The organism is Streptomyces sp. NPDC111656, from assembly GCF_055656965.1.
Window position 1 is genome coordinate 1 of the sequence record NZ_JBVKCA010000063.1, and the last position, 5,375, is coordinate 5,375.

Consider the following 5,375-nt stretch of genomic DNA (forward strand, 5'->3'; position numbering starts at 1 on the left):
CTCTCCGTGCCAGGCACGAAACCGGATCCCCTTCATCCCCGCCTCTACTGCGGCTATATCGCGCGACATGTGGCCCCCTCCATCCAGCGAACACTGAGCCACATCCTGATCAGCTCACACGACCCATCGGACACGGCCTAAGGATGAAGGCGTCGACGGCGTCGTCAACCAGTTGGGTGTGCGGTCGGGCGACACCGATCTGACTGGGACGAAGACGCGGGCAGGAGCCCCGTCAACAGGTAGGAGAGTCCATAATGCGGATCGCATCAACCGGTGGCGCCCCAGGGTAGGCGGGGAAGAGGGTGTAATCCGGCTCCAGGCACACCGTGTCACCGTCGGCGAAGTGCAGCAGTGCGCCGTCATCGTTGCGCGAGTTCAGGATTGCCACGGAACCGAACGACCTTGGGCCGAGCTGCTGGTAGGTGCTGGTGACATCCTTGTAGGCTGCAGTCGGCTTACGCGCCTGCCAGTCCGCCTCTGTCTTGTAGAAGCACACACGCGGATACGTACAACCGTCTCGAGTATCAGCCGTAGCCGGATAGGCCCCCACCGCGGTGATTGCGAGAGTCACGCACACGGCTGCCAAAGCCCGATGCATTACCTGTTTGATCGTCATGGTCCCCCTTGATGTCGGCCCACGGGCACTCCCCTCGGCCAGGAGAGGAATGCGTCAGCAAGCCTCGATTCAACATGTACGAGTTGTTCACGAACAGTGGCGCAAGGGGGCATGTCGAATCACTCGCCGGTGACCTGAGCAGCGCGTGCAGAACTCCAGCGGCGCATGGTGCCTCGTTGCACGAACGCGGCACCATTGCTGACCTTGAATGCGTGATGTCGCCTGCTCGGCCCGGAGCCAAGAGGTACGTGTTGTTCGATGTCGATGGCACGTTGATTGACGCCCTGGACAACCAGCGCCGGATTTGGAGGGTGCGGGCCGAGCGATACGGACTCGACCCCGATGAGGTCCACCAAGTAGCCCTGCGGACAAGGCCGATGGAGACCTCCGCGCAGGTCGTTCCGGACCGTGATCCGCAGGAGTGCCTGGCCGCACTGTAAGAACTCGAGGACGAGGACGTCCGGTCCGGCGTGTACGCGGGCCTTCGACGGTGCGTCCGAGCTGCTGCACGCTCTGCCGCCGGAGGCTTGGGTCTCCCCCTCGCCTTCCACCTTCCTCTCTCAATCGCTAATGTAGGGCCATTCTACAATTGCCGTCACAGGAATGACACATTTTCCGGGTGGAGACAGTGCACGCTCGCCTCGGGCCTACGCTGTGCCGGTGACCAGTGTCGATGTCGCCGCCGGACCGACCGCCGAGAGCGGTCCCGAGCCGCGCACCCAGTCCCTGATGCTGACGTTCTTCGGTGCTCACGTGCTGGGGCGGCCCATCGCCGTGTCGTCGGGGAGTGTGATCGCCGCTCTCGGGAGGTTGGGCAGTACCGAGGAGGCGGTGCGGACCACCTTGAACCGGATGGTCAAACGCGGTCTGCTGGAGCGTCGCCGCCAGGGCCGGAAGACCTACTTCGGACTGACGCCGCACGCCGTCCAGGTGCTGACGGACGGCAGGGACCGTATCTGGCGGACCGGCGCGGTGAACCGGGACTGGGACGGCCGGTGGACGATGGTGGGCTTCTCGCTGCCCGAGGCATGGAGCCGCGAACGGCACGACCTGCGCTCCCGGCTGATCTGGGCGGGCTTCGGCCCGCTGCAGAACGGCCTGTGGGTGGCCCCGGCGCGCGTCGACGTCCGTGAGATGGTGGCGGGTCTCGGTCTGGAGCCGTATCTGCGGGTTTTCCGGGCGGAAGTGGAGTCGCCGACCGACGTCCGCGAGGTGCTGGAGCAGGCGTTCGACGTGCTGGCCATCGGCGCACGGTACCGGGCGTTCCTGGAGCGCTGGGACCGCACCGACCCGCTTCCCGCAGCGGTCTCCGGCGACGAACTCGCAGGCCAGCTCCTGCTGCACACCGACTGGCTGGACCTGGTGCGACGGGACCCGCATCTGCCCGCCGAGCACCTTCCGGGGGACTGGCCCGCCGCTCAGGCGGAGACCGTCTTCCGCGGCCTGGCCGGCCGCTGGGAACGCCCGGCCGCGCGCGCGGCCGCCCGGTTGCTCGACACCCTGACGCTGGACTGATCCGCACCCGGCCCCCGCCCGTCCGCACCCGGGTCCCGTACATCCACACGGGGACCCGTCTGCCGTATTACTGGTCACTCTATTGACGGCAATGAAAAAAGAGCCCTACATTCGCAGCGCTCTTCCAGCTCGCTCCCCCACTCGGTCCCCCCTCGACTCGCGGAGCCGCCGCCATGCCCCGACCCCGTTTTTCGACCCTCGCCGCCGCCAGTGCAACCGCCCTCGCGACAGCCCTGATCGGGCCGGCGACCGGCGCCCACGCAAGCACGGAAGGCCACTACTCGGGCACGCTGTCCGACGGCGCCACCTGGATCGCGGACAAGCCCGCGCAGTGGAACGGCAGCCTGCTGCTGTTCAGCCACGGCTTCGGACCGACCACCGCTGCCGACGCCCCGTCAACCGCGGCACGCCAGGCCCTGCTGGACGCCGGCTACGCCCTCGTCGGCTCCTCCTACGACCCGAACGGCTCGATGTGGGCGCTCGACTCGGCCGAGCGGGATCAGTTCGCCGCGCTCACCGCCTTCCGCCGACAGGTCGGTACACCAACCCGGGTCATCTCGGTGGGCCAGTCCATGGGCGGCCTCATCAACGCCCAGATCGCCCGCGACGGCGCGGGCCGCGTCGACGGTGCGCTCGGCCTGTGCGGCCTGGTCGCGGGCGGCGTAGACCTGGACAACTACCAGTTGGACGCCGAGTACACCCTGGCCACGTTCTTCGACCCCGCCGATGCCGACAAGCTCGTGAACCTGGACAGCCAGACCGACGCCGGCGCCCTCGCCGACCGGCTCACGAAGGCGGTGGAATCGGCGCAGCAGACCCCGGCGGGACGCGCCCGGATCGCCCTGGCCGCCGCCTACCTCAATCTGGCCGACTGGGCTCCGGGCCGCCAGCCGCCCGCGCGCGATGACTTCGCGGGCCAGGAGGAGCAGCAGTACGCATGGCTGGCTCAGGGCCTGCTCGGGTTCATCGTCCCGGCGCGCTGGTCGGTGGAGCAGTCCGCCGGCGGCAACACGTCCTGGAACAAGGGCGTCGACTACGCCGGGCTGCTGCGCAAGTCCGCCCACGCCAAGCAGGTCGAGGCGCTCTATCGAGACACCGGACTCGACCTGCGCACCGACCTGAACCGACTCACCCACGGTGCCGACATCACAGCCGACCCGGCCGCAGTGGCTCATCTGAAGCGGACCTCCACCGCCGGACAGAGCCTGGACGTGCCGCTGCTCGACATCCACACCATCGCCGACCAACTGGTGCCCGTCGAGCAGGAATCGGCCTTGGCCGGGCGGGTGCGCAGGGCCGGAGACTCCGTGCTGCTGCGACAGGCCTATGTGGCACGCCAGGGCCACTGCAACTTCACCACCGCCGAAGTGCTCGCCGGGCTGCACGCCGTGGAGCACCGGCTGGACACCGGGCACTGGAACAACTCCGCCACCACCGCCGAACTCCAGCACAGCGCCGACGAACTGGGCCTCGACGGCGCCGCCTTCACCGACTACCGGCCGAATCGTCTGACCGGTACCCGCTGATCCCGAAGCGTCCTCTCCCCGTCCCAAGCTCGCGCGCCTCAGGAGCCCTCCGTGTCCATGACGACCGAACCCTCCACCAGAACCGCCACCGGCCGCGGCCTGACCACCGGCACCCTGGCCGCCGGTCTCCTCGCCGTCTGCCTCGCCCAGATCGGTCTGGCCATACCGGCCACCCTCAACGGGCTGTTCCAGTCCGACCTGCACCCGGTCGGCTCGCAGCTCACCTGGATCTCCGACGCCTTCCTGCTCCCGGTCGCCGTACTGGAACTGACCTTCGGCCTGCTCGGCGACCTCTTCGGCCGCAAACGGCTGCTGATCGGCGGCGCTTCACTGCTGGCCGCGGGCGAGCTGGTCAGCGCCACCGCCTCCGGCATCCACCAACTCTGGGCCGGACAGGCCCTGGCAGGCCTGGGCGCCGCCGCCCTGTTCCCGACCTCGCTGGCCATCCTGGCCGCCGGCACCACCTCGCCCGCACAGCGGGCCCGGGTCATCGCGATGTGGGCAGCCCTGCTCTCCACCGGCGGATTCCTCGCCCCGCTGCTCGGAGGCATCACCGCCACGTACGGCTCGTGGCGATGGTCCTTCGTCGTGGTCACCGCCATCGCAGCGGCAAGCGCCGCCGTCAGCGCCCTGTTCGCCGCCAACTCCAGCGCCCCCGCAGGGCGTTCACTCGACGTGGCGGGCCAACTGACCATCGGCCTCGGCCTGTTCTCCCTGCTCTACGCCATCATCCAGGGCCCGACGGACGGCTGGGCCTCACCCTCGATCATCATCGCCTTCGCCCTCGCGGCCGTGTTCTTCGCCGCCTTCGTCCTCGCCGAGAAACGCGCCAAGTCCCCCCTCCTTCGCCTGGACCTGTTCCGCAACCGCGCCTTCGCGGTGGCCTCGGTCGTGGCCGTGGTGGGCATGTTCGCCTTCCTGGGCACCGCCTACTCCGTCAGCATCCGACTCGGCCCGGTGCAGGACCAGGCCCCGATGCGGACAGCCCTGGCATTCGTCCTGCTCAACGGCATCACACTGGTCATGCTGCCACTGACGGAACGGCTGCTGAGAACCGCGGCACCCGGGCTGCTGCTCGGCGCGGGGCTGCTGCTGATCGCAGCGGGAGACTACTGGGCGGCCAGACTGCCGATCACCGACAGCGCCTTCACCTCACTGATCCTGCCGCTCGGTCTCGTCGGCCTGGGCTTCGCGATCACCGTCTCGTCCATCACGGCAACGGCCGTCAACACCGTGCCAGTGCACCTGGCCGGCATGGCCAGCGCTACCACCAACCTGCTGCGAGACTTCGGCTTCACCCTCGGCCCGGCCATCATCGGCGCCGTGGCCCTGAGCCGCGCGGCAAGCAACTTCTCCGACTCCTTGCACGACTCCGCCCTGCCCGGGGCGCTGAAAGGCGCAGGCACCGCCGTACTCGAAGAGGGCGGCCCACTCGCGGTCAACGGCGCCTCCACAACGTCACCAAAACTGGCCGACCTGCACCCACTCGCCCTGGACGCCCTCGGCCACGGCTACTCCATCGGTTTCGTCGTCTGCGGCTCGGCCGCACTGGTCTCCGCACTGCTGGCCCTCATCACACTCCGCAGCCGAGCTGCCCCACATACCGATTCCACAGAGCACTAGCTTGACTCTGACGCGTAAATAACCGCAGGTGGGTGGTATTTCGGGCACGGCGGTGATCCCAGCGGGGCCGTTCCCGCCGGGTTTCATTCCGGTTG

At 68.6% G+C, this 5,375-nt stretch carries 5 protein-coding genes and 1 pseudogene; 4 read left to right on the forward strand and 2 right to left on the reverse strand.

What is annotated here, in order from left to right:
* Positions 1-232: 232 nt before the first annotated feature.
* Together ACZ7M3_RS52535 and ACZ7M3_RS52540 are read right to left on the reverse strand one after the other, a co-directional pair.
* The gene (locus ACZ7M3_RS52535; RefSeq protein WP_472073902.1) at positions 233-616 is read right to left on the reverse strand and encodes a hypothetical protein; all 384 of its coding nucleotides are present in this window, start codon (positions 614-616) and stop codon (positions 233-235) included.
* 119 nt (positions 617-735) lie between these two features.
* The gene (locus ACZ7M3_RS52540; RefSeq protein WP_472073910.1) at positions 736-972 is read right to left on the reverse strand and encodes a hypothetical protein; all 237 of its coding nucleotides are present in this window, start codon (positions 970-972) and stop codon (positions 736-738) included.
* Here ACZ7M3_RS52540 and ACZ7M3_RS52545 point away from each other — a divergent pair.
* The 4 genes and pseudogenes from ACZ7M3_RS52545 to ACZ7M3_RS52560 form a co-directional block, all read left to right on the forward strand.
* Positions 865-1,147: pseudogene (locus tag ACZ7M3_RS52545) on the forward strand (HAD family hydrolase); the annotation flags it as partial. The gene ACZ7M3_RS52540 and the pseudogene ACZ7M3_RS52545 sit on opposite strands and share 108 nt — an antisense overlap.
* A 123-nt stretch (positions 1,148-1,270) precedes the next feature.
* Positions 1,271-2,131, forward strand: a complete 861-nt coding sequence (locus tag ACZ7M3_RS52550; protein ID WP_472073904.1) for a PaaX family transcriptional regulator — start codon at positions 1,271-1,273, stop codon at positions 2,129-2,131.
* Between the two features lie 173 nt (positions 2,132-2,304).
* Positions 2,305-3,657, forward strand: coding sequence for an alpha/beta fold hydrolase (locus tag ACZ7M3_RS52555; protein WP_472073906.1), 1,353 nt, complete (start codon positions 2,305-2,307; stop codon positions 3,655-3,657).
* 57 nt (positions 3,658-3,714) lie between these two features.
* Positions 3,715-5,280, forward strand: a complete 1,566-nt coding sequence (locus tag ACZ7M3_RS52560) for an MFS transporter (protein WP_472073908.1) — start codon at positions 3,715-3,717, stop codon at positions 5,278-5,280.
* The last annotated feature ends 95 nt before the right edge of the window (positions 5,281-5,375 follow it).